Genomic DNA, 22,998 nt, shown 5'->3' with positions numbered 1-22,998 from the left:
TCGCCGTGAGGTGCTGACACGTGCGCCTGGAGAGTTCCGGATCGGGCAGCGGTGGGCGCAGTTGCCAGATGGGTGCGGCAACTTGGTGCGGGTCCGCGACGTGTGGCGACCCTGCGGACGGTTGACCGGGACGTTACCATCTGAGTATAAGTAAGTAAACCCAGATGGTTGAGTGCGTCGCTGCGGGGTCCCTTCAGATGGTCAAGTGCAGGACGGCGGCGGTGAGTCCACTGTCCCGCCGGTCATCTGGCTCTCTGTCCGGTCAGGATTTCGTGTTGCACGTGCCGGAGATCGACTTGGGGTTCTCGGGATGAGGTGATGCTCCCCAGCCGGCCCAGGGCGAACGCCGCGGGAACGGAAATCAGGCCTGGGGTCTGGAACGGGTACCAGTCAAAACTGGCTTGCGGCCATAGCGCGAACGTGGTGCCCGAGACGATGGGGGAGAAGGCCGTGAGGACGGTGCATGAACGCGCTCACCGCGCGGATGGCGCTGGACGCCCTTGAACTGCCCACCGGAGCGACGGTCGCCGTGACCGGTGCGGTCGGCGGTTACGCGGTGCAGCTGGCCAAGGCCGCCGGGCTGACAGTGATCGCCGACGCGGCGGACAAGGACCGCGACCTCGTCAGCGGCCTGGGTCCCGATCACGTGCTCCCCCGCGGGGACCAATTCGCCGAACGAGTCCGTGAACTGCGCCCCGCCGGTGCGGACGGGATCATCGACGCCGGGCTGATGAACGCGGCGGTGGCCGCAGGGGTGCGCGACGGCGGAACCATCGTGACCCTTCAGGGGTTTACCGGTAGCACGGACCGTGGTGTGCGCTGGCTCCCCTTGTTCGTGGGGGACCGGCTCCGGGACACGGCAGCCCTGACGGAACTACGCGACCAGGCCGAGTCCGGCATCCTCACACTCCGCGTCGCGGTCACGTTCCCAGCCGAACAGGCGGCAGAGGCGCACCGTCTCTTCGAAGTGGGCGGTGTACGGGGGCGCCCCGTACTGCTGTTCTGAGCCAGGCCGTGACCGTACGACGCGGCCAGGACTACACCCCGCGCGTCAGCGCCACCCCAGCGCCACACCGTCAACTCCTCGACCGCTGCCAGCCGCACTCGACAACGCCACAGCGATCCCGGCACAGCGCAAGGCCCGCCGCGAGTACACCAACCGTGTCAGCAGTCTCGGCCAGTAACCAAGCCAACGGGACGGCACACCTAGTGCCCCTGAGACCGCGTCCTCTGCGGCATGCCGTCCACGCTGTGGGCTCGTCGTGTCCGGCTGGGCTGGCGGACGAGGGCCGGTCTCGGAGCGTCAGCCCAGCCCTGGTACCAACAGCACCTTGCAGGCGTCCCCGGTGAGCAGATCGATCGCCTGGTCGACCTGGCTGAGTTGCAGTCGGTGCGTGATCAGCCAGTCCAGGTCCAGGCGCCCGGAGTTCAGCAGGAGCAGCGTCTGCTCCCAGGTTTCCCACAGGCGGCGGCCGAAGATGCCCCGCAGTGTGATGCCTCGCTTGTTGATCTGGGCGGCGATGTCGATCGGCACTGGCCGGCCCGGGTGTCCCACGGTCACGACCGTTCCTTCTCGACGCACGGCGTCGAACAGGGACGGGAGTGCGGCGGCCGCTCCCGAGCATTCGAAGGCGACGTCGGCCCCGCCGCGGTGGCCGCTGAGTTCGCGGCTGCGCTCGGCGACTCCCTGTCCGGGCTCCATCGTGATCACTCCGAGCCGTTCCGCTTCGGCGCGGCGGAACGGATTCGGCTCGATCACGATGACGTAGGCGGCGCCCATGAGCGATGCCAGCCGCGCGACGACCATGCCCACCGGCCCGGCGCCGCTGACCAGAACGCCTCGGCCGGCTACCGAGTACCCGGCACGCTGAATGGCGTGTACCGCGACACCGGCCGATTCCAGCAGTGCGCCGGTCTCCAAGGGCACGCTGTCGGGAAGGGGGACGCAGATGCGGTGGGGAACGGCGACGCGTTCGGCGAAGACCCCGTCGAAGTGCATGCCCAGGATCTGCGTGCGCTCGCAGGTGTGTGCGTCCCCGGTCCGGCATGCGAAGCAGTGGCCGCACGCCAGATGGCTCTCCAGAGCGACGCGGTCACCGACGCGCAGGTTCTCCACCCCGGTGCCCACCTCGACGACGGTGCCGGCCGCTTCGTGACCGAGTACGACGGGCAGTCCCAGGTTGAACGCCTGGGCCGCCGGCGACCACTCGTAGCATTCGCGGTCGGTGCCGCACAACGAGGCTGCCGCGATCTCCACTACGACCGCGCCGTCGCCGGCCTTCGGCTCGGGCGCATCGGCGACGTACTCGACGCCCCTGTCCGCGACTGCTTTGACGACTGCCCTCATGAATGCACACTCCTTCGTGTCTCGTACGTGGCGGGATGACTGGTGGCCCGGGCGGCCGGTGGTCAGTTGGCGGGATGCGGCTGCGCGAAGCGTTCGAGGACATCGACCGGACCGACCTGTCCGCCCTTGAGCAGCAGCCGGCAGCCGGCCACGGCGGCGTCGCTGTCGGTGCGGCAGACGGGGGCGGCCGTGACGAACTGGGTGGCGACGCGCAGCTCGCTCACCCCCATGGTCAGCAGTGCGTGGCTGGAGGTGTCGCCGCCGAGCACGGCGACGTCCCGGGTGAGGCCCTTGACGGCCATGCTTCCGGCCAGGGTCCCCAGGAGTTCGCCCACATGGGCGGCGTCGAGAGGACCGGCCGCGGCGTAGCGGGGGTCTTGGGTACCGCGCGTGGTGTGCACGATGACGTTCCGTCCGGCCGTGAGCAAGGCGGCCGAGCGCTTCTCCAGATCGTCCAGCAAGGACGGATCCTGTCCGTTGAGCAACTGCGTGGGCACGGCCAGCTCGGTCCAGCCCTGCGCTACGGCGTCGGCGATCTGTGCGTCCGTCGTGCTGGAGGCCGACGCGCTGACGGCCAGCACCGGCCCGGAGGCGGGCTGGGCGCTGTCGGCCACGTCGGACCGCTTGGTGGCGGTGCGGGCGAGGGCGGCCATGACACCGCCGGAGCCGACCACGATCGCCGGGCCCTGCCGGGTGTCGTCCTCTCGCAGTGCCAGCGCGAGGGTATCGAGGTGACCGTCCTCGACGGCGTCCACGACGAAGGCGGCCCGGCTGGACCGGCGGAGCGTCGCCCACTGCTCGCCGAAGGAACCATCGGTGTAGGCGGGGAGGTGGATGGCCGCGGGGACCTCGCCGGTACGCAGCTGCTCGGCGATCACCTGCCGCAGGTCGGCCTCGTGCATCGGGGTCGAGGGGTGCTGGGCCATGACGGGATGCCGGTCGAGGCGGTAGGCGTCCCCGGAGTAGCCGGCGAAGTGGTTGCTGAAGGCGGTGTACCGGCCGAAGCCCGGCTGTGCCGGTGCGACCGCCACCGGGCCGTGGTGGGGGAAGCGCTCGTGCAGCAGCTCGATGCCTCTGCCGATGCTGCCGCGTGCGGGGGCGCTGTCGAAGGTGGAGCAGACCTTGTAGATCAGCACCTGGGCATCGGCGGTGGCGATGCGTTCCAGCTGTGCGCGCACCAGCTCGTCGAAGGCGGCTCCGCCGAGCGAACGCGATGGTCCGGCGATCCCGACGACATCGCAGTCGGTGGGGAGCGGCCGGTCTCCGTCCCCGATGACGAGCACAGCGTCGAGACCGTGCCGGTGGGCCTGTGCGAGGACATCGCTGGCACCGGTCAGGTCGTCGGCCACGAAACTGACGTACGTCATGTCAGGCCACACCTCCGAACGTGCGCCCGGCGTGCAGCAGCGCCGGGTCGCCTGCCTCGGCCGCCGCGTGTGCCGCCACCTCCAGGGGAACACCGTCGACGGCGGCCGCCCAGGCGGCCCGGAGACTGCGCACACCGGCCGCCGGTCCGTCGGGATGCGCGGCCACGCCTCCGCCCGCGAGCATCAGAAGGTCGGTCGAGCCGACCGCGGTGAAGGTCGGTGCGGGGGTCGTGACGTTCTGGCCGGACGACAGGGTCGGTACCGGACTCAGCGTCTTGCCCAGGGGCTCGAGCAGGCTGCGTACGTGGGCCGCGACCTCCTCGTCCCTCTCGTAGAACTTGCTGCCGAGACCGCTGACATGCAGATGGTCGGCTCCCGCCAGGCGGGCCAGCCGCTGCCACACCCGGTACGACATCCCCAGCGCCGGTGAGCGCATCGATGCGGCCAGACCGGCGCGGTGTCCGTGCACGGGGACTTCGGAGAACTCCCGCAACCAGGCCAGTGCGGGCAGCCCCATGACGGGGACGTTGAGCATCACGCACCGGCCGCCCGCCCCGACCACCAGGTCGTGGCGCCGGCGGAGCCCGGCGAGGTCCCCTGTGATGTTGAAGGCGTACATGACCGGGTGGCCGGTGATCTGCTCGGCTTCCCGGATCTCTTCGGTGGCCACAGCGACCCGGCGCTCCAGCGGGAGGTACGACGGATCGGTCATCAGCTCGTCGTCCTTGATCAGATCGACCGGCGCCCTGGCCAACTCCCGTACGACCAGGCGGAACTCGCTCTCGTCCAGACCGACGTTCGGTTTGATGATGGTGCCGATCATGACGCCCTCGGCACCTCCCATCAGCCTGCGGGTGCCGGGGATGCCGAACGCGGGGCCCGGGTGAGCGGCAACGAACTCCTCCGGCAGCTCGATGTCCTGCAGGCGGCAGGCGAACAGCTCACCCAGCTCGAAGAGGTTGCCTGCGATCGTGGTCTGCAGGGTCGCCAGGTCGGTCCCGATGTTCTCCATCGGGAACTCGACCACCACAACAGCGGCCCGCACCGCCTCGGGGCGGGACCGCGACGGCAGCGACGGACTGCGCGTGCCCAGGTCCCGCACGCTGACGACCTGCGCAGCATGCCGTTCTCGGATGCGGGGGGACTCGCCGGGCACAGCGACGAAGGTGCCACTGGACTGCTCCCCGGCCATCGCCGCGGCAGCCTGTTCCGGATCGCTCTCCGATTCCAGGTAGTAGGTGCAGCGCACGACCCGCTGGTCACGCATGTGCTCTCCGTTTCTCGACGACTGTGATGTGAGGGTCGTTCGGCTCAAGTGCCGTCGTGGTGTGCGGCAGCTTCCCTGTTCGCGCCGGCCACGTGATGCGGGGCGGAGGACGGCCCGTCGCCGACGGCTGTCGCATCGCCGACCCCGTCGGCGGCCGAGGGCTGCTTCAGGATCCGGCGTGCCCAGAAGACGGTGATCAGGGGACACAGGATCGACGTCACCACCACCGACGAGGCCACGAGCACGGTCGCGTACTCGGCGGCCGGCGCGTAGACGGGATTGGCGGCCGCCACGATCGAGGGGACCACTGCCGCGTTGCCGGCCGTGGTCGCCGCTGCGAGGCCCGCGATGCCATCGCCACCGCTCGCCTTGTCGGCCAGCAACAGCACTGCCCCGCCGACCAGTACCACGAACAGCCCCAGCCCCGCCCCCAGCAGGCCGGCCTCCCAGACGGCTGTCAGATTGAGCGTGAGTCCCAGTGACAGTCCGAGGAACGGCACGAGGGCGGGCACGGCGGGGGCCAGGAAGCGACGCATCTCGGGATCGAGGTTGCCCAGGAGCATCCCGAGCACCAGGGGCAGAATCGCTCCCACCAGGGTCTGCCAGGGGAAGGCGGACAGACCGGCGACGCCGAGCGTGACCATCGTGAGGAAGGGGCCGGACTCCAGGCTCATGACGCTGTAGGCGCCCACGTCACGCTTGCGCCCGAACTGGGCCATCAGCGACATGTAGAGGCCACCGTTGGTGTCGTTCAGCGCCGCCACGACCGCCAGCGTCGACAACCCCGCGAAGACCCCACCGCTGACCGGCGATTCGCCGAGCAACCTCCCCAGGACGATACCGACGACCAACGCGAACACGACCTTGGTCCCCAGCAGCACACCGCCCTTCTTTGCGATGTAGGGCGTCGCCTTCACGTCCAGAGTCGCGCCCAGACACACATAGAAGACGGCCAGGATCGCGGGCAGGCCCGTGTACAGGGCTCCGGTGAAGGAACCGAAGAACTCTCCGGAGCCCGGCGCCGCCGTGTGCACCACGGCTCCGAGGAGCATCGGGACGAGCATCAGGCCGCCAGGCACCTTCTCAATGCCGGCTTTGATGGGCACAGCCATGGGGACCTCCGAACGACGATGTTCGAATGAACATTTGGTGACTCGGACCGTAGGTCAAGGAAGCGGGCGGGTCAATGGGTTCTCGCCACTGAAGTCGCCCGTATCGAGCCGAGTGCACCGCATGAGCGGGCGGCACGACAGGCCGAACAGGTCGCTGTAGTGTTCATATGAACACCTCTCCGGCAGGGTGACAACAATGGGTCACCCTGGTTGAACCCCAGGGCAGGAGGCCGGATAGCGTGATGAGCGTGGCTCAAGACGAGATGGAACCCGTGCGCAACTCCCGACAGCGAGCCATCCTCAGTGCCTTGCAGGAATCCCGGCAGGTCGACGTCAACACCCTCGCGGAGCGCTTCGGCGTGTCCGGCATGACGATCCGCCGCGACCTGGCCGAGCTCGATCAAGCAGGACTGCTGGACCGGGTCCATGGCGGCGCCGTGCCACGCCGTGCCCCCGCCTACGGGTCCCGGTCCTCGACGATGATGTCCGAGAAGTCGAGAATCGCGCGGGCCGTGGCGGACCTGGTCAAGCCAGGTGCCTCGGTGGGCATCGACACCGGCACCACCTGTACCGCCGTCGCCGCGGAACTCGCCGTCCGGGACGATCTGACCGTGATCACCAACTCGCTGCACGCGGCGTTCGAACTGCGCGACACGAGGAGCCGGGTCCTCGTCCTGGGCGGACTCATGACACCCGAACTGAGTCTGGTCGCCCCCACGGCCGCTCAGGAAAGACCGCAGATCCATCTGGACCTGATGATCCTCGGCTGCGGCGGCCTTTCCGTCGACCGCGGGATCACCTACTTCGACCCCGCCGAGGTCGAAGTGCGCCGCACACTTCTCGATCTCGCCGACCGGATCGTTGTCGCTGCCGACCACACCAAGTTCGACCGCAAGAAGGCGATGGCCCTCGGTGACCTGTCGGTCATCGATGTCCTCGTCACCGACCAGACGCCTCCCCCTGAACTGCGCTCCGCATTCGCGGAGGTCGTTGTCGCTCCGTAGTGCTCATCTGCTTCGAGGACGAAGCCGGGTTCACCCGACGGCCGCCCAAAGGACGAACCTGCGGCCGGCGAGGCCACATCCCGGTCGTGACCCTCAGCGGCCGCCGCTCGGGGCGCTAGATCCGCGGAAGACCGCGGAAAATGTGCAACGGATGTGCAACGGCTTCCATGGATCAGACGGCAGCGGGTCCGTCGCGTAGGCAAGTCGGGCGGGCCGCCGCCTGACGACACCACACCGCAACTGTCGTACAGCTGCGGTGTGTTCGACGAGTCAGACAGCGTGTCGCGTCGGTCCGAACGCTCCGTTGACACCCTCCGCCCCGCGTGTTTCCATCTCGCCATGCCGTCGCCGGAGCCTCTGACTCGCCGCCGCGCCGTGGACCTCGTCCGGGTCGCCGCCGCGTTGTGTCTGACGAGCGGCTGATCGCTCCCCTCCTTCTCTGACGGCTCTGTCAACCACCTTGCAGGAAAAGCCAGTTGTCCCGGCTGCCGCCGGACTGCCGGATGTCCGGGTCCTGGCCCGCGCCGCCCCCTGCCGTGTTCCTTCGCTCCCCATGACGAGGACTCGCCATGTCTGTTCCCACCCCGTCCGGTCACCGCCACGAAATCGACTACGACCGCCAAAGGCTGCGCCAGTGGCTCGCCGGTGAGGCCCGGGCCGACGGGGTCACCCGCCGCCGTCTGCTCACCCTGCTCGCCGCCACCGCCGCCGGGACCGCACTCGGGAGCCCCCGCTCAGCCCGCGCCGCCGTCGCCGGGATCGTCAAGCCGCTGCCGCCCGAGTGGTTCATCGAGCGCGGCACCAACGCCGAGACCCGCTGGGAGGCGCTGCACGGAACCGGCCACCACGTCCCCAACGAGATGTTCTTCGTCCGCAACCACACTGCCACCCCGGTCCTGGACGCGGGCGACTGGCGGCTACGGCTGTGGGGGAGCGGGCTGCGCGGCAATCCCGGCGCGGACCGGCCGGTGGAGTTCGGGTACGACGATCTGCGCGCGCTGCCGGCCGTCACCCGGACCGCCTTCGTCGAGTGCGCCGGCAACGGCCGTTCCTACTACACGACGCAGCAGGGCGAGACCGTCACCGGCACCCCGTGGACCCTGGGCGCGATCGGCGTCGCGCACTGGCGGGGAGTGCGCCTCGCCGACGTGCTGCGCAGGGCCGGTCTGTCCCGCCACGCCGTGGACGTACAGCCGCGCGGCCTGGACGCCGAGTACGTCAGCGGCGGCGAGAGTCTGGGCCGGGTACGCCGTCCGCTGCCGTTGGCCAAGGCGCTGGACGACGTACTGCTCGCCTACGAGATGAACGGTGAACGGCTTCCGTACGACCACGGGTATCCGGTGCGGGTGTTGGTGCCCTCCTGGGTGGGGATCGCGTCGATCAAGTGGGTCGGTGACATCGAGGTGTCCGCGCAGCCGGTGTTCTCCCCCTGGAACACCACCTTCTACCGGCTGTTCGGTCCGGCCCACCCGGAGGGCGGCAGCGCGCCGCTCAGCCGGCAGGCGACGAAGAGCGCCTTCGAGCTGGCCGACGGGGCCACGTTCCTGGCAGGCCTCAGGCACGTCCTGCACGGGCGGTCGTGGTCGGGCGCGGGCGCCGTCGCCCGGGTCGACGTCAGCACCGACGGCGGGGCGAACTGGCGCCCTGCCCGCCTGCACGACCGGCCCCGCGTCGGCACCTGGACCCGCTGGTCCCTCGATTGGCGGCCCGAAGAACCCGGCGCCACCCACCTGCTGGCCCGTGCCACGGACACGGCCGGCCGTACCCAGCCGGACGTCGCCGTGCCCAACACGCAGGGCTACCTGTTCGACGCGGTGGTACGGCATCCGGTGAGCGTGGTGTGACGGCCCGCTGAGCGTCGCGCTGGGGCTACGGCGGTCAGAGGACTTCGGTGAGCCTGCCCGTGGCAACGTCGAAGTTGAAACCGCGGACGCGGTGACATGAGCCAGGGGCCGGGCCGAGCCGGACGGTCGGCTGTGAGAAACGTCGCTGAGCCTGAGCCCAGGGAATACCGCACGCCATGAATAAGTGATCATCGACCTGACGGGCGTCGAGTCAATGATGAGGTCCGCTACGAGTGAGGCCGGGACCGGCCGCCGATGCCCTGACGGTCGGCCCACTGCGCGAGGGCTCGGAGGGCCGGGTCAGTGAACGCCCGCTCCACCGACTGGCGCAATAGCTCCAACTCCTTTTCCAGCGCCGGATGTTGTGCTGCCGGAAGGCTTTCGACAAGGTCGTCGAGCATGGCGCGCAGTCGTCGGCAGACCTGCATGGCGGTCGCCCCGTAGTCACGGATCTCACAGACGGCGAGTTGCAGGTAGTCCTCCCAGTCCCGTCCGTGCAGGACGAGACGAGGCCGGCCACGGTCGTCCGCCATCACGTAGCGGTCCCGCAGTCGTGCACTACCGACCACGGTGAGGAACGACTCGATGTGATTGAGCACCTGAACGGCTGTCGTGGGGTCGTTGACCGCCGGGGAGAGGGCGCGGATGGCGATGTCCACGAGGATCCGCAGGGCGAAGGCGGGGTCCTGTTCGATGGTGCGTTCGGCGCCCAGGGCGATGAGACTGGTCAGGTGCCGGGGATCGGGTGCGGATGTACCGCCGTGGACCTCGACGAGGACGGCGCCGGGAGGGACGTAGTCTCCGATGAGGTGGGGTACGACGAACGTGCAGTCGTGGCGCGCCCCGGCGGCCACCAGGCCGGCTACGTCGAATGCCTGGATGGCCCCGCCGTGGGGAGAGTGGATGAGCGTCACCGGTCCGTGCGCCGTCACAGGTTCACCGTCGTGTGGTGCGGACCCGCGGACTGCCATGGCTCCGCGGGCGAAGACACCTTCTCCCATGCGCCCGACGAGGTCGGCGATGGCCACCGGCCTGAGGTTGTGCGTGAAGCGATTGAGATAGACGAGCAGGAGCAGCAGGCTGACGGCCACAGCCGCGCCGGCGAGAGTGACCCCGAAGTCCGGTACCGAGTTCGACTCGATGCTGCGCAGCAGGGAGAAGGCGAATGCGAACGTCCCGGTAAAGGTGGCGAGGACGGTTTTCTGCAGCCGGTCTCTGTACCAGAGACGCATATACCGTGGGGACAGTGCTCCGGTCGCCTGTTGGATGACGAGCACACCGATCGTCACGACGAAACCGAGCAGCGCCACCATCGCCCCGACGATGGCACTGAGCACACCGCTCGCGGTGGTCGCGGAGTAACGCCAGCCGCTCGGCGGCCAGTCCACCCCGTCGGCTGCAATGGCCAATTCGGCGAGGACGACGCCCAGTGCCATTCCGAACAGCGGCGCGATCCACAAGCTGCCTTTTGTGTACTGTCGCAGCCGGAATGCAGAGGACCAGGACATCATGCTGCGCATGTCCCTTCGTTGCAGGTACGGCCACGGTATGGCAATGCACGGATGCGCGCAGGGCACGGCCCCAGCCGTGGAGCCGTAGGATTCGTTCGCGGATTCGTTCATCAGGACCGACGGGACCTTTTTGCGTAGGCTGGAAGAGTGAACCACCGGCACGACATCTGGTGCAGCTTTTTTGCTCCCGGGGTGAAAGCAGGCTCTTGATGACTGAATGCCCGCTGATCGAAAACCACGGCCTGATCGGTGATCTGCAGACGTCGGCTCTGGTGACCACCGACGGCACCATCGACTGGTTCTGCTGTCCGCGATTCGATTCACCCAGTGTGTTTGGCGCTCTGCTGGACTGGGAAAAAGGTGGCCATTTCACTGTCCGGCCTGCCGACACGACGTTCGCGACGAAGCAGCTGTACTTTCCCGACACGGCCATTCTCGTCACCCGCTTCATGACGGAGTCCGGCACGGGCGAAGTGGTCGACTTCATGCCGGTGACCGGAGCCGTCGCAACCGACCGCCATCGCCTCGTCCGCATGCTGCGGTGTGTGCGTGGCAGCATGACGTTCGAAGGGGACATCGCCCCCCGGTTCGACTACGGCCGCGCGCCACACGAACTACGCATCACGCAGCACGGCGCGGTGTTCACCTCGGAAGGACTCGAGCTGGCCGTGCACGCCGTCCGCGAGCCGGAGGACGAGCGGCTGCTGAACCTGATGTCGGGAGACAGGGATCTGCACTTCACCCTGCCCCTGCGAGCCGGACAGCAGCGCGGCGTCGTCCTGGAGTCGTCGCCCGACGGGCCGCCCCATGAAATCCGCGTCGCGGAGTTCCAGCAGCTCTACGAGGAGACGATCCACTTCTGGCGGTCATGGCTCGCCCAGTCCCGTTACTCGGGCCGGTGGCGCGAGGCCGTGGAACGCTCGGCCGTGACGCTGAAACTCATGACCTACGCGCCGAGCGGGGCCCTGGTCGCGGCCCCCACGGCGGGCCTGCCGGAGCAGCTCGGCGGTGAGCGCAACTGGGACTACCGGTTCACCTGGATCCGGGACGCCTCCTTCTCCGTCTACGCCCTGCTGGGCCTGGGATTCAAGGAAGAGGCGTCGGCGTTCATCAGCTGGCTGCGCGATCGCGTGCGGGAAAAGATCGGAGGCAACGCCGACACGGGACCCCTGAACATCATGTACCGGGTCGACGGCTCCTCCGACCTGGTGGAGGAGACTCTGGAGCACTGGGCGGGGTACGAGGGCTCCGCCCCCGTGCGCATCGGCAACGGGGCCGCGAACCAGATGCAGATGGACATCTACGGCGAGGCCCTGGACAGCATCTACTTCGCGCACCAGCACGGCATCCAGCTCGACACCAAGGGCTGGACCGCACTGCACACACTCCTCGACTGGCTCGTCGACCACTGGGACCAGCCTGGCGAGGGGCTGTGGGAGACCCGCGGAGGACGCAAGGACTTCACCTACGGCCGGGTGATGTCCTGGGTCGCCTTCGACCGTGCCCTGCGGCTCTCCTCCGCGAGCGGCCGACCGGCAGCCCGTGGGCGCTGGTCGACCGAACGTGACCGCATCTACGAACAGGTCCTGACACAGGGATGGGATCCGAAGCGCGAGGCGTTCGTGCAGCACTACGGCAGCGATGTCCTGGACTCGTCGCTGCTGCGGATGCCGACGGTCGGCTTCATCACCCCGGACGACCCGATGTGGGCGACCACGCTGGACGCGATGGACCGTGAACTGGTCAGCGACAGCCTGGTCTACCGCTACAACCCCGAAGCGTCGCCCGACGGACTGCGCGGCTCCGAAGGGACCTTCTCCCTGTGCACGTTCATGTACGTCGATGCTCTGGCACGGGCCGGGCGCACCGATCAGGCCAGGCTCGTACTGGAGAAGATGCTCACGTACGCCAACCATCTGGGCCTGTACTCCGAAGAGATCGATCTGACAGGGCGACAGCTCGGGAATTTCCCGCAGGCTTTCACGCACCTCGCGCTGATCGACGCGGCCATCACCCTCGACTCCACTCTCAGCCAAGCACAGCGAGGATGACTCACAGACCTGAGGGGACCGGGGTGAGCAGAACGACGCTGTCGCTTTCCTCGGGTGTGATCGGCCGGCTCTCGGTGACCGGCTCCAGCCGCTGGTCGGCCCGTACCACGAAGAGCATGTCGTGGCCCGGTGGCGAGGGTGCGGAGGCGGGCCGGACCACGAACCTGGCTCCCGCCTCGTAACGTGCCGCCAGCGCGTGCCGGACGAGCGAACTGCCGAAGAGGATGGCACCGCCGGTGTAGGGAGCGACGACGCCGTGGCTTTCGTGGGGCGGGCCGACCCGGTAGACGGGGCCCTCGACGTTGTCCTGCATCACGACCGAGGCAAGGGCGTTGAAATCATCGTCGTCGGTGGCCAGGAACACGGCCGTCACCCCTTCCAGCCGTGCCCCGGGGTTGGTGGCCGTGGCCAGCAGATCGCCCCTGGCCAACTGGATCCCCGCTTCCTTGATCCTTCGCCGCTCCTCGTCGAGCCCCGCCCACATCAGCACGTCGAGTCCGGCGGTGCGCAGGGACCGCCCCATGTCGACCACCCACGGCTCGCCGCCCACCAGGAGGATGCGTGTGCCCGAGGGCTTGACGACGGCCAGCCGCCGGGCCACCGGGGCCGCGGTCAGCGCGTACAACAGGACGGTTCCCACGATCACCAGGAAGGTGACCGGGAGGATCTTGGCGGCGCCGCTCTCCCCCCGGTCGACGAGGCTGGCGGAGAACGCCGACGCCGTGGCGGCCGCGACGATGCCGCGCGGAGCCATCCACCCGACGAACGCCCGTTCTCCCTGGGTCAGGCCCGAACGTGCCGTCGCGGCGAAGGCGACAAAGGGACGCACCACCAGTACAAGGATCGCGATGAGGGCGAGGGCCGGGAGCAGCACGGGGACCAGGGACGACGGGGTGACGGTCGTGGAGATGGAGACGAAGAGCAAGCCGATGATCAACTGGACCAGGGTCTCGAAGAAGGGCCGGCGAGCAGGCATGTCGAAGCCGCGGAGGTTGGTGACGGCCAGTCCCGTGACGATCGCGGCGATGAGTCCCGTGTCGTCCCGGACGATGTCACACCCGGCGGAAACGGCGATGACGGTGGCGAGCTGCGCCAGAGTGCCCAGCGTTTCCCCGAGCCGCAGGACGCGCAGCGTCCACCACAGCAGCGCCGCTCCCACCGCCCCGCCGACCAGACCGACGGCAAGGCTGATACCGAACTGGCCCAGCTGGTAGCCGCGGCCGATGTCGACACGGTGGGTCGTGGCGATGGCGTGGAAGGTCAGAGCGCCGAGAATGCCGCCGATCGGGTCGGTCAGTGTTCCTTCCCAGATGAGGATGCGTCGGACCTTGTCGTTGGGCCGCACATAGTCGAGCAGTGGACCGACGACTGTGGGTCCCGAGACGACGAGGATCATCCCGAGCATCGCGGCCACCCGGAGCGGCATGTCGAACAGGGCGGGTCCCACCGCGCCGGTGACAAGGAAGGTCACCAGCACCCCGAACAGCAGCAGTCTGCCCACGATCCATCGCGTGCCGCCTTTCAGGTTGCGCAGGTTGAGGCCCAGACCGGCGTCGTAGAGGATCACCGCCACGGCCAGGGACACCAGGCCGGAGAAGTTCGCCCCCATCAGCTCGGCGGGATGGACGACATCGGTGAGGGCGCCGGCGGTGAATCCGGCCGGCAGCAGCACGATCAGGGCGGGAACGCGCAGCTTGCTCGCCAGGACCTGTGAGCCGGTGGCGAGTACCACGGTCAGCGCGAGTCCGAGCAGGATCTCGTCGTCAGTCACAGCTGCTTCCTCCGTCGGAGTCCGGGCGCCATGGGGGATTCAGCCGGGGTCCGTGCGGTCAGCCACTGTCTGCTGCCCGTCACCGTACGTGCCATTTCCTCGCAGGTCGGCGCCCGTGAGTACGTCCGGCTCGCCAGGGCTGTCCAGCCGATCTCTCCTTCAGCGTTTCGACGGGGCACGCACGCCAGAAACGGGCGACGAGATGACATTGGAGCCGTCGCACACCCGGCGCCCCGACCCAAGCACCTCGCGCCGGGCGCGGGGCATACCGGCGCGCCCCGCAGCCGTATTCGGGCGGGCACATCACACGGGCGGCTTATGAGCTCACGACTGCTCCGCTCGCAGCACCCGGCGCGGCCATCGGCACCAGGCCCCTGGCCGTACGGCGCTGTGTCGCGACCAGTTGGGACGCAACGACTAACACGCTCGCAAAATGGGTGTTTTGCACGGTTTGGTCTGGCAGAGTCACTGCGTGTTCAGGGATGCGTGAAGCGAGGTACCCCAAGCGCCCAGTGACCAGGGAAATGCCATGAGCGACGCAGGAGGCCACCCCGGCCGGAACGCAGACCGCAGCGCCGGGGACCCTGCGGCCTCGCCTGTGCCCCCGGCGATCACCGGCCTGCTGAAGGCCCTCGTGATGCCCACCATCATGGTCACGACCTACGTGTCGGCGCAGCACGCCGGGGTCCTGAGTACCTACCTCGTCGTCGCAGCCGCGCTCGTCACCGTCTCCACCTGCGGCCGCCTGCTGCGGGGGTGCGGCCAAACGACGCCCACCCATCAGCCCCGGGGAAGAGTGCGGTATCGCCGCCATCCCGACCGCATGAACCGGCCGCGCCCCGTATCCCGCCGCCGGGACCGGGCCGACCAGAAACCATTCGACACCCGTCTCGCCCGTTTTCCGCTGCCGTCTGAATTCCCCGGTTCGGCCCGTGGGACAACCTGAGCAGCGCGCCGAGGGCGCTGGACCGTTCACCACCCGGCTCACCTGGCACCCTGCCGGCGGCGGCACCGCCGTGTGGGAGTCCCGGCTCGCGCGCCGACGCGGACTACTCGCCGTCCGTCCCCACGGTGCGGCGGCAACCCGGCACATCCGTGCGGATGCCGTTGCCGTCGCCCGCCTTCGCAGACTCAACGCCATCGCGGCGATCGGCTTCGTCATCGGCGGGGCACTCTTTGCCGCCGGCGCGGCCGTCGCCCAGTTCGGCTCCGGCGACGCCACCGAGTGCGCCTCGATCTATTTCGCGGGCGGCCTGTTCTTCACCACCGGCGGGTACGTGTCACTGCTCCAGGTGATCAACGCGCCCCGCCGCCAAGAGGGCGGCGAAGGCCGGCTGGTCACCGGCCGCTGGCGCTGGTGGAGTTACGAGCCGATGCGGGTGGACTGGCTGAGCATGTTCGTCCTGTTCGCGGGCACTCTCGTCTTCACCGTCGACTTGCTGGACTCCTTCCTGCAGGGCCTGAACACCCACCAGGTCAACCGGCTGATCTGGGTGCCCGACGTGATCGGCTGCGCCCTGTTCCTGGTCTCCGGTCACCTGGGCTTCGTCGAGATCTGCCACGGCCGGCCCTGTCTCCGCCCGCACAGCCTCGGCTGGCGGATCGTGGCCGTGAACCAACTCGGCTCCGCCCTCTTCATGGTCTCCGCGCTCGCTGCCTACACCCGCCCCGCCACCAACAGCCTCGTCAACGCCGACATCGCCAACTGGGGCACCCTCATCGGCGCCCTGTGCTTCTCCCTCGCCGGCCTCCTCCAACTCGGCGAACACCCATAAGCCTGGCAGGCAGGGGTGACGCTGAGCACTGCCTCACCGTCACCGGCACAGGGTGCTCCGCGAAGCCGGCCGGCGGCCGCAGTCCAGGGAAGTCACGAGACCGAAGCCGATCGCACCTGACCAGATCGTGCGGGGCGGGGCGTTTTGCGCGGACGGCTGTTGAGTTCGCTGGCGACGGCCTGGAGGTCCCCGAAATTGTGCGTGGACAGGTCGGTTCCCGGCGATGCGATTGACACGGGCAACGAGTCATGAGGGCGCCGGGCTGACCGGGTATTCGAACCCATTGGGGGAGTGGTGCCCTGAGGCGTGCTCGCGGCGCGCGCCGCCTGGTGGGCGGCGTCTTCGACCCGCAGCCGACCAGGCCCGCGACACGGCGGAAGCGGAACTGCGCGCTGCGGGCATCACGGGCCGATCACTGACGGTCGACCTCAGCCGCAACGTCCAGCCGGGCGGGCGGTCACGGCTGGCGTCGCATGCCGAGCGGAACTGGAGGGTCGATACGTACCGAGGCGGAACCTGGGGTGAGCTGGACTCAGGACCGTCGCGGGTCTTGTCACGAGTGCGGGCGGCGTGCCAGTGTCCGGGCAATGGTTACGTAACCATTGCCGGTTTGAACGGGTTTGAGGGTCTGTATACAGCCCCTCATTCATCACTGCCTCGGCTCAAGTGACGAACCCGCACTCCGCAACCCGCACTTTCGTCACTGGAGACGACATGACCAAGACCCCGACGAGACCGAGACGACTGGCCAGTGTGCTCATGGCCGGCTTCGGCGCGACCCTCATGTTCCTGACCGCCCCCGCCTTCGCCCAGCCGGCCGCCGAGACGTCGGCCGCCTCGCCCGCGCCGGTGAAGTCCGCGCCGAAGGGCGGCACCAGTGACTTCCGCGGGGTGAACTGGGCAGACCCGCGGGACAACTACGCCAGTGACGCCGTCGTGCCCAGCGGGCTGTCGGTGACCGACGACTACCGCACGGTCTACCGCACCACGGGTCGCATGGTGCGCGGCTTCAAGAAGAACCTGGGCGCCAACACGCTGCGACTGCCGATCAACCCGGCGAGCGTGGGCACCACCTGGTGGAAGTCGTACCGGGCGACGATCGACGCGGCCACGGCCGACGGCGACAAGGTCATCGTCAGCTACTGGGAGGCCGACAGCAGCAAGGACGGCCTGGTCGACGACACGGCCGCCTGGAAGACGATGTGGAACACCGTGGTGCGGGAGTACAAGCACAACCCGCGGGTCTACTTCGAGCCCATGAACGAGCCGCACGGCTACACCCTGGACCAGTGGGTGTCCGTCACCAGTGGCTGGCTCGCCCAGCACAAGGACGTCCCGCGCGGCCGTGTCGTGATCAGCGGTACCGGCTACAACGACAACGTCACCGGCGTCGGCGCGGCTCCGGAACTGCGGGGAACGCTGCTGTCGTTGCACTTCTACGGCTTCTGGGCCAGCTACACCCAACAGGCGGACTGGACCGCCGACCTCGAAGCCCGGATCGGCAAGTACGCCGGCCGGACCATCATCGACGAGGCCGGCTCCCCGATGACCATCGGTCTGAACTACGGCGCCTGGAACGGCAACGTCTACACCTCGTATCTCGCGGCCGTGGCCAACACCGCGCGCAGCAAGGGGATGGGACTGGTGTACTGGCCGGGACTGAGGTTCGGCGACGCCTACTCGATCGAGTCGCTGGACTCCGAGGGCAACATGGTGGACAACAGCGCCACCGGAGTCGCCCTGCTGCGCTGGGGCTACGGCTTCGGCAAGACCCCGCCCGTCAACGACCTGCCGCCCGCGCCTCCCGGCGAGGTCCTGCGTGGGGTGGGCTCCAACCGCTGCGTCGACGTGCCCGGCTTCAGCACGGCCAACGGCACCCAACTCGACCTGTGGGACTGCAACGCCGGCGGCAACCAGACCTGGAACTGGAACGCTGACAAGCAACTCACCGTCTACGGCAACAAGTGCATGACCGTGGGAGGTACCGGAGCCACGGCGGGGGACCCCGTGGTCATCGAGGACTGCACCGGCGCGGCGGCACAACAGTGGAACGTGAACGCGGACCTCTCCGTCACCAGCGTCGCGAACCCGGCGCTCTGCCTGGACGCGGCCGGAGCGGGCACCGGCAACGGCACGGCGGTCGATGTCTGGTACTGCAACGGAAGCAGCAACCAGCAGTGGGCCAGAAGCTGATGCCGGCACCTGTTCCCCGCGACCACTGATCCGACCCGTACGGGCCCGTCGAGCACCCCTCGGCGGGCCCGTACGGGTCAGCGCCGCCCGCGCTTCACCTTCCGCTCACCAGGTCGTGGCGGCCGAGCGGACCACGGATCATGTGTCGTCTTCGCGACGCGCTTCTCCTCGATCCCGTGGTAGAGGAACTGGCCGGCACGCATCTGCGACAGCCATTCGCCCTTGGGCTGTACGTATCCGGTGATGTGGGTGAGGGTGCAGCCGTCGGCGAGCAGGTTGTCCAGGGCTTCGGTGTGACATGGTGTCACCGTCGCCCTGTTTCAGGCGCGTGCAGTTCGCGAAGGACACCCCCGCCAGTCGCGCGAGCTCCTCGCGGCGCAGTCCCGGCACCCGGTGTCGCCCCGACGCCGGCAACCCCACGTCCTCGGGTCTGAGTCGGGCCCGCCGGGACCGGAGGAATTCCCGCAGCTCGGCGCGCCGGTCCAATCCTTTGCTCATGCGTTGTCGAGGGGCTGCCAGTCGGGCGAAAATTCCTTGGCGTGCTGTGACTCGGTGGCGGCCAGGTCGAGCAGGGTCAACGCGTCGTGTTCGGGGGTGCCGGACTCGGCGTAGTACACGACCATGCACTGGCCCGGGGTGCCCTGCAGTTGCATCGTCTGGTAGCCCAAGGTCAGGTCGCCGACCTCGGGATGGTGGAAGGTCTTGCGCCCATAGGTGTGGCCCTTGACGTCGTAGCGCTCCCACGTGCGCGCGAACTCGGAGCTCTTGAGCTGGAGTTCGCCGACCAATTGCGTCAGGTCCGGTGCGTGCGGCTCCGTGCCGGCCAGGGCGCGCAGTCCGTTGACGCAGCTGCGGACCTGGTGGTGCCAGTCGTCGAACAGGCCTCGGGCGGCGGGGTGCAGGAAGACGTAGCGGGCGATGTTGCGCTGCTTGGCCGGCCAGTCGTCCATGCTGGGGAGCAACCGCAGCCCGCCCGGGTTGTACGCCAGCACGTCGCCGGTGCGACTGAACACGTGCGCGGGGTAGGGGCGCAGGCTCTCCAGCAGCAGCTTGACGCCGGGCTGCACGGTGCGGTTGGGCGCCGACGGCGGTTCGGGCGCCGACCGGGCGGCGAGGGCGGCGACCGCGCGGCGAGAGCGCGCAGGTGATCGCGTTCGCCCTCTTCGAGCTTGAGTGCGCGTGCGAGGGAGTCGACCACGGAAGGGCTGGGCCGGGTCTCCGTGCCGTGTTCCAGGCGTGCGTAGTAGTCGATGCTGATGCCGGCGAGCGTGGCCAGCTCCTCCCGGCGCAGTCCGGGAGTATGGCGACGTCCGCCGCCGGCCGGCAGGCCGACCTCTTCGGGCGTCAGCCGGGCACGGCAGGCACCCGGATGCACGGACTCCGGCTTGATGTTGCCTTCGAGCCAGTGGCCGAGCAGCCAGGCCGCCGGGAGCGTCGAGGCGGCAAGCGCGAGGAAGAACATGGTCCGACCGGCGATCAGGGACCACGTGGACAAGTCGATGGCGATCGGCATGGCGGTGACCGGAGCCAGCGCCGCGATCGGCCCTTGCACCGGGTGCCGCAATTGGCTGATCAACGATTCGTCGCTCCGTCGGCCTCGCACGAGGTGCGCGGTGATCAGCCATACCCAGGCGATCGCTGCCACGGCCCAGAACGCCTGGGGAACGGCACGCGGGAGCGAGAGGGCCGGTGTGGCCTCCGTCCACACTTCCGCCAGCCCCGTGAGGCCGAAGCCGATCGCGAGAGTGTTCAGTGGGAACCGGGTCGGCGCCGCCATCGACGTATCGGCCGGCTGGGCCGACGGCCGGGATGGGACGTGTGTGACGGTCATGGCTTCCTCCACGCGGTCGGTACGACGGAAACCACTTTCGGCGTTGCGTCTCCGGTCAGCGCCCGTCAGAGGACAGTCATGTCGACCAGCACCGGCTACCGGCGTCAGAAGGTGGGGATCTCCGCTGCTCAGAGTCGTGGCGGGCATGGCGCACCGGCTGCTGTGACCGCCGCGGGCGCTCTCTCGTCCGTGCGGACGGGCCGACCGGGTCGCGGATGTCGCAAGGTGACGGTAGTGGCGTGCCGTCGGCCACCGTCGACAGGCCGTCATCTGACGGGCGCTGACCGTCGTCGTCCGGTCGACCATGGTGAGCGTCAACAGGAACGACTACGCCACGGAGGAAGTCATGTCGGAGACGACCAAGCCCACGATCGTCCTGGTTCACGGCGCGTTCGCCGAGTCGGGCGGCTGGGGACCGATTGTCGAACGCCTGCAGGGCGAAGGCCACCCTGTGATCGCCGCGGCGAACCCGCTGCGTTCGGTCGCCTACGACGCCGCCCAGGTTCGTGCCCTGCTCGACTCGATCGAGGGGCCGGTCGTTCTGGTCGGTCACTCCTACGGCGGCATGGTGATCAGCAAGGCCGCCGCCGGCGCAGGCAACGTCAAGTCACTGGTGTACGTGGCCGGGTTCGCACCCCAGGCCGGGGACAGCGCCGCCACTCTGTCCAGCAAGTACCCCGGCGGCACGCTCGCTGAGACGCTGCGACCGGTCAAGCTGCCGGACGGCAACCAGGACATGTACGTGGCGCAGGAGCTCTACCACCAGCAGTTCGTCGCTGACGTGCCCGAGGCCACCGCCCGGATCATGGCAGCGACGCAGCGACCGATCACTCTGGCCGCCCTGGAGGAGCCGGCCGAGGGTGAGCAGGCATGGCAGAGCAACCCGAGCTTCTTCGTGTTCGGTGAGGCGGACAAGAACATCCCGGCTGCTTCCCAGCACTTCATGGCCGAGCGAGCCAAGGCCGAGGCGATCGTGGCCATCGACGGCGCCTCCCACGCGGTGTTCGCTTCCCACCCGGCCGAGGTCGCAGATGTCATCCTGCGTGCCGGAGCCTGAGCGGCGCCCTCCCGGACGGCAGGCCCACGGCGGTTCGGGACGGGCGTCGGTGTGAACGGACTTCACAACTGAAGCAGGCCCGGATGATGACATCCGGGCCTGCTTCATGCCTCGGTGCCGGTGCCGGTGCCGGTGACGCCTCACCGATCAGGTATGCGCCCGTGCAGGGAGGAACCTACGGCTGCACGACATCCCGGTGCTCGGCTATGCGTCCCTCCTCGAAGTGAAAGGTGCCGACGATGGCCGCGTCGCCGTGCGGGGACCAGCCACTGGTACGGCCGCACGCAGGCCATCCGTGCCATTGCGAAGGTTCGGACTGTGCTGAATGTTGGGGGTGGCCCAATAGCGTTCCAAGGCGGTCAGATCGCCGGCCTCCCGCCAGCCGGCCAGGAACACGTCCGGACGAATCTCGGCGACGTGTACTTCGACGGTATCGATGTGACCGCCGGCGGCCAGTCCGCCACCCGCTCTCCTCGTCTCTGCCGTTCCGGGCCGGGGCCGACAAATGCGCCCCGACCTCGGATGATGCGGCCGAGCAGCATGTGTCGCCGCCGTCGGCACCCACGCCACTTCGGCATGGCTCGGGACGCCTCACCCTTACCTCGCGACCAGGCGTCCGATGCCGACCGTCATCACTCCAGTCATCTGACGGTCACAGGATGACGGGATTCAGTAGGGTCGAGCAAGAGAGCAGTTAACGTGCGCATTGGGGAAATTTCTGGCTTGTCCCGAACAGTCGCACGCGGACCGAGAACGGAGATCAAAATGCCTTTCATCACCACGAACGACGGCACGGAGATTTTCTACAAGGACTGGGGTTCGGGTCAGCCGGTGGTGTTCAGCCACGGCTGGCCGCTGTCGGCGGACGACTGGGACAACCAGATGCTGTTCTTTCTGCGGAACGGCTACCGGGTCGTCGCTCACGACCGCCGAGGGCACGGCCGATCGGCACAGGTCGACGAGGGGCACGACCTGGACCACTACGCCGACGACCTGGCTGCGGTGACCGCTCACCTCGACCTGCGCAACGCCATCCACGTCGGCCACTCGACAGGCGGCGGTGAGGTGGTGCGCTACCTCGCCCGCCACGGCGAGGAGCGCGTGGACAAGGCGGCGCTCATCGCTGCGGTACCGCCTCTCATGGTGCAGACCGAGGCCAACCCGAACGGTGTGCCCAGGAGCGTTTTCGACGACATTCAGGCGCAACTGGCCAAGAATCGCTCAGAGTTCTACAGGGCGCTGCCGTCCGGCCCCTTCTACGGCTACAACCGCCCGGGTGCCGAGCCGTCCGAGGCCAACATCCAGAACTGGTGGCGACAGGGCATGATGGGTGGCGCGAAGGCCCACTACGACGGCGTCGTGGCGTTCTCGCAGACCGACTTCACCGAAGACCTCAAGAAGATCTCGGTCCCGGTTCTGGTCATGCATGGCGACGACGACCAGATCGTGCCGTATGAGAACTCTGGGCCACTGTCGGCGAAGCTGCTTCGGAACGGCGAGCTCAAGACGTATGCCGGATTCCCTCATGGCATGCCGACCACGCATGCGGACACCGTCAACGCCGACCTGCTGGAGTTCTTCCGGTCCTGACGTCTCAAGAGGGAGGACTGAGCCCGGGTGCTGCTCGGACGGCGCCGCCTCAGTCAAGGTTGCTGCAGGATGAGCCGGGCGGTGGCACGTTGACGGTCTAAAAGCTGAGCCCGTCACCGATCGCGGCCCAGCCGAAGCGGTTCGGCCATTCGAGCTCACCGACGATGCCGTCGAACGTGCGCCTGTCAGCGACGACCACGAAGCCGCTGCCGACGACCAGCTCGCCCGGCACCTCCGTCCGCTCGACGCCGTGCTGCCATGGCTTTGTTCATGAGAAC

General features: G+C 68.6%; 17 protein-coding genes and 4 pseudogenes. 10 read left to right on the top strand and 11 right to left on the bottom strand.

From position 1 onward, the window contains the following. Window positions 1-463 precede the first annotated feature (463 nt). Window positions 464-1,006, top strand: a complete 543-nt coding sequence (locus tag AQJ46_RS40645) for a zinc-binding dehydrogenase (RefSeq protein ID WP_059210369.1) — start codon at window positions 464-466, stop codon at window positions 1,004-1,006. A gap of 297 nt (window positions 1,007-1,303) precedes the next feature. Here AQJ46_RS40645 and AQJ46_RS40640 read toward each other — a convergent pair whose 3' ends face one another. The 4 genes from AQJ46_RS40640 to AQJ46_RS40625 all read right to left on the bottom strand — a co-directional run bounded on the left by AQJ46_RS40640 (window position 1,304) and on the right by AQJ46_RS40625 (window position 6,093). Then, on the bottom strand, window positions 1,304-2,347 hold the full coding sequence (locus AQJ46_RS40640) for a zinc-dependent alcohol dehydrogenase (protein ID WP_059210368.1): 1,044 nt from the start codon (window positions 2,345-2,347) through the stop codon (window positions 1,304-1,306). Between the two features lie 62 nt (window positions 2,348-2,409). Then, window positions 2,410-3,714, bottom strand: coding sequence for a four-carbon acid sugar kinase family protein (locus tag AQJ46_RS40635; protein WP_059210367.1), 1,305 nt, complete (start codon window positions 3,712-3,714; stop codon window positions 2,410-2,412). 1 nt (window position 3,715) lies between these two features. Continuing rightward, the gene (locus AQJ46_RS40630) at window positions 3,716-4,981 is read right to left on the bottom strand and encodes a RuBisCO large subunit C-terminal-like domain-containing protein (RefSeq protein ID WP_059210366.1); all 1,266 of its coding nucleotides are present in this window, start codon (window positions 4,979-4,981) and stop codon (window positions 3,716-3,718) included. 44 nt (window positions 4,982-5,025) lie between these two features. Next, window positions 5,026-6,093 (bottom strand): 2-keto-3-deoxygluconate permease, encoded by a 1,068-nt coding sequence (locus AQJ46_RS40625; protein ID WP_079072637.1) that lies wholly within the window; start codon window positions 6,091-6,093, stop codon window positions 5,026-5,028. A gap of 248 nt (window positions 6,094-6,341) precedes the next feature. Here AQJ46_RS40625 and AQJ46_RS40620 point away from each other — a divergent pair, with 248 nt between their 5' ends. From AQJ46_RS40620 to AQJ46_RS40615, 3 genes and pseudogenes are all read left to right on the top strand, one after another. Next, window positions 6,342-7,097 (top strand): DeoR/GlpR family DNA-binding transcription regulator, encoded by a 756-nt coding sequence (locus AQJ46_RS40620; protein WP_159064114.1) that lies wholly within the window; start codon window positions 6,342-6,344, stop codon window positions 7,095-7,097. 5 nt (window positions 7,098-7,102) lie between these two features. After that, window positions 7,103-7,213: pseudogene (locus AQJ46_RS59495) on the top strand (IS630 family transposase); the annotation flags it as partial. A 453-nt stretch (window positions 7,214-7,666) separates the two neighbouring features. Continuing rightward, window positions 7,667-8,941 carry a sulfite oxidase gene (locus AQJ46_RS40615; RefSeq protein WP_059210364.1) on the top strand — a complete coding sequence of 425 codons (1,275 nt, stop codon included), beginning with the start codon at window positions 7,667-7,669 and terminating at the stop codon, window positions 8,939-8,941. Between the two features lie 227 nt (window positions 8,942-9,168). Here the strand turns inward: AQJ46_RS40615 and AQJ46_RS40610 are convergent, their stop codons facing one another. After that, complete coding sequence (locus AQJ46_RS40610) at window positions 9,169-10,614, bottom strand: DUF2254 domain-containing protein (RefSeq protein ID WP_225887519.1); 1,446 nt, start codon at window positions 10,612-10,614, stop codon at window positions 9,169-9,171. 47 nt (window positions 10,615-10,661) lie between these two features. On the opposite strand from AQJ46_RS40610, the gene AQJ46_RS40605 reads away from it, so the two are divergent. Beyond that, window positions 10,662-12,503, top strand: a complete 1,842-nt coding sequence (locus tag AQJ46_RS40605) for a glycoside hydrolase family 15 protein (RefSeq protein WP_059210363.1) — start codon at window positions 10,662-10,664, stop codon at window positions 12,501-12,503. 1 nt (window position 12,504) lies between these two features. Here AQJ46_RS40605 and AQJ46_RS40600 read toward each other — a convergent pair whose 3' ends face one another. Continuing rightward, window positions 12,505-14,274, bottom strand: coding sequence for a cation:proton antiporter (locus AQJ46_RS40600; RefSeq protein ID WP_059210362.1), 1,770 nt, complete (start codon window positions 14,272-14,274; stop codon window positions 12,505-12,507). A gap of 529 nt (window positions 14,275-14,803) precedes the next feature. On the opposite strand from AQJ46_RS40600, the gene AQJ46_RS40595 reads away from it, so the two are divergent. The 3 genes from AQJ46_RS40595 (at window position 14,804) to AQJ46_RS40585 (ending at window position 18,242) form a co-directional block, all read left to right on the top strand. Continuing rightward, complete coding sequence (locus AQJ46_RS40595; RefSeq protein ID WP_059210361.1) at window positions 14,804-15,220, top strand: hypothetical protein; 417 nt, start codon at window positions 14,804-14,806, stop codon at window positions 15,218-15,220. Continuing rightward, complete coding sequence (locus tag AQJ46_RS40590; protein ID WP_059210360.1) at window positions 15,207-16,049, top strand: hypothetical protein; 843 nt, start codon at window positions 15,207-15,209, stop codon at window positions 16,047-16,049. Before AQJ46_RS40595 ends, AQJ46_RS40590 begins: the two co-directional genes overlap by 14 nt. Before the next feature lie 714 nt (window positions 16,050-16,763). After that, entirely contained in the window at window positions 16,764-18,242 is a 1,479-nt protein-coding gene (locus tag AQJ46_RS40585; protein ID WP_059210359.1) for a ricin-type beta-trefoil lectin domain protein, read from the top strand. Window positions 18,243-18,319: 77 nt separating this feature from the next. On the opposite strand, the gene AQJ46_RS56375 is transcribed toward AQJ46_RS40585, so the two are convergent. From AQJ46_RS56375 to AQJ46_RS59165, 4 genes and pseudogenes are all read right to left on the bottom strand, one after another. Then, window positions 18,320-18,550: a nuclear transport factor 2 family protein gene (locus tag AQJ46_RS56375; RefSeq protein ID WP_059210358.1), complete on the bottom strand. Its 231-nt coding sequence runs from the start codon at window positions 18,548-18,550 to the stop codon at window positions 18,320-18,322. Beyond that, window positions 18,537-18,740: pseudogene (locus AQJ46_RS57705) on the bottom strand (transcriptional regulator); the annotation flags it as partial. The pseudogene AQJ46_RS57705 and the gene AQJ46_RS56375, both read right to left, overlap by 14 nt. Next, window positions 18,737-19,632 (bottom strand): annotated as a pseudogene (locus AQJ46_RS40575) (helix-turn-helix transcriptional regulator). The pseudogenes AQJ46_RS57705 and AQJ46_RS40575, both read right to left, overlap by 4 nt. Then, window positions 19,621-20,019 (bottom strand): annotated as a pseudogene (locus AQJ46_RS59165) (SLAC1 family transporter); the annotation flags it as partial. The pseudogenes AQJ46_RS59165 and AQJ46_RS40575, both read right to left, overlap by 12 nt. Before the next feature lie 400 nt (window positions 20,020-20,419). Between AQJ46_RS59165 and AQJ46_RS40570 the strand changes: the two are divergent. Beyond that, entirely contained in the window at window positions 20,420-21,130 is a 711-nt protein-coding gene (locus tag AQJ46_RS40570; protein WP_059210535.1) for an alpha/beta fold hydrolase, read from the top strand. Between the two features lie 765 nt (window positions 21,131-21,895). Further along, window positions 21,896-22,720, top strand: a complete 825-nt coding sequence (locus tag AQJ46_RS40565) for an alpha/beta fold hydrolase (RefSeq protein WP_059210357.1) — start codon at window positions 21,896-21,898, stop codon at window positions 22,718-22,720. 97 nt (window positions 22,721-22,817) lie between these two features. Here AQJ46_RS40565 and AQJ46_RS58560 read toward each other — a convergent pair whose 3' ends face one another. Beyond that, on the bottom strand, window positions 22,818-22,952 hold the full coding sequence (locus AQJ46_RS58560; RefSeq protein WP_263972895.1) for a hypothetical protein: 135 nt from the start codon (window positions 22,950-22,952) through the stop codon (window positions 22,818-22,820). Window positions 22,953-22,998 lie beyond the last annotated feature (46 nt).

Source organism: Streptomyces canus (assembly GCF_001514145.1).
Taxonomy (GTDB): domain Bacteria; phylum Actinomycetota; class Actinomycetes; order Streptomycetales; family Streptomycetaceae; genus Streptomyces; species Streptomyces canus.
This window is presented reverse-complemented; position numbering and strand designations above follow the sequence as displayed.

What these genes read in the sequence shown, in the direction of transcription:
- AQJ46_RS40645 (WP_059210369.1), top strand. Translation starts at nt 464, where the DNA reads ATGAACGCGCTCACCGCGCGGATGGCGCTGGACGCCCTTGAACTGCCC.
- AQJ46_RS40635 (WP_059210367.1), bottom strand. Translation starts at nt 3,714, where the DNA reads ATGACGTACGTCAGTTTCGTGGCCGACGACCTGACCGGTGCCAGCGAT.
- AQJ46_RS40565 (WP_059210357.1), top strand. Translation starts at nt 21,896, where the DNA reads ATGCCTTTCATCACCACGAACGACGGCACGGAGATTTTCTACAAGGAC.
- AQJ46_RS40615 (WP_059210364.1), top strand. Translation starts at nt 7,667, where the DNA reads ATGTCTGTTCCCACCCCGTCCGGTCACCGCCACGAAATCGACTACGAC.
- AQJ46_RS40640 (WP_059210368.1), bottom strand. Translation starts at nt 2,347, where the DNA reads ATGAGGGCAGTCGTCAAAGCAGTCGCGGACAGGGGCGTCGAGTACGTC.
- AQJ46_RS40625 (WP_079072637.1), bottom strand. Translation starts at nt 6,093, where the DNA reads ATGGCTGTGCCCATCAAAGCCGGCATTGAGAAGGTGCCTGGCGGCCTG.
- AQJ46_RS40570 (WP_059210535.1), top strand. Translation starts at nt 20,420, where the DNA reads ATGTCGGAGACGACCAAGCCCACGATCGTCCTGGTTCACGGCGCGTTC.
- AQJ46_RS40605 (WP_059210363.1), top strand. Translation starts at nt 10,662, where the DNA reads ATGACTGAATGCCCGCTGATCGAAAACCACGGCCTGATCGGTGATCTG.
- AQJ46_RS40595 (WP_059210361.1), top strand. Translation starts at nt 14,804, where the DNA reads ATGAGCGACGCAGGAGGCCACCCCGGCCGGAACGCAGACCGCAGCGCC.
- AQJ46_RS40630 (WP_059210366.1), bottom strand. Translation starts at nt 4,981, where the DNA reads ATGCGTGACCAGCGGGTCGTGCGCTGCACCTACTACCTGGAATCGGAG.
- AQJ46_RS40585 (WP_059210359.1), top strand. Translation starts at nt 16,764, where the DNA reads ATGACCAAGACCCCGACGAGACCGAGACGACTGGCCAGTGTGCTCATG.